The organism is Stenotrophomonas sp. SrG, from assembly GCF_050031795.1.
Taxonomy (GTDB): domain Bacteria; phylum Pseudomonadota; class Gammaproteobacteria; order Xanthomonadales; family Xanthomonadaceae; genus Stenotrophomonas; species Stenotrophomonas rhizophila_A.
Genome location: NZ_JBNBBE010000078.1, coordinates 1 through 319, shown reverse-complemented (window position 1 = coordinate 319; position 319 = coordinate 1). Strand labels below are relative to the sequence as shown.

Annotated in this window: 1 pseudogene; it reads right to left on the bottom strand. The window is 67.7% G+C overall.

Going from position 1 to position 319, the window contains the following annotated elements:
- Positions 1 to 319, bottom strand: a pseudogene (locus ACQG3P_RS19050) (cell envelope integrity protein TolA); the annotation flags it as partial.

Sequence of the window (319 nt, the reverse complement as noted above, 5' to 3'; positions counted from 1 at the left end):
TGACCATGCCGCCAGCACCTTCTGATGGATCGCTGCCGCGTATTTCGCACGCAGGTCGACGCAGGAGACGCCGCCACCGGAGCCCGGCTCGGCGGCGCCGCTGGCACCGGCGGTGGATAGCCCTGCGGCCGCCCGCGCCGCAGTGACCTCGCGAAGTTTCTGTTCTGCGCGCTTGATCTCGCTTTCCTGCTGCGCGCGCTTGGCGAGGATCTCGGCCAGCCTCTTCGCGGTTTCCGCGGCCTTGGCGTCGTTTTCCTTCTGCTCCTGCTCGGCCAGCTTCTTCTTCTGCGCGGCCTCTTCCTGCTGCTTGTCCAGGCGA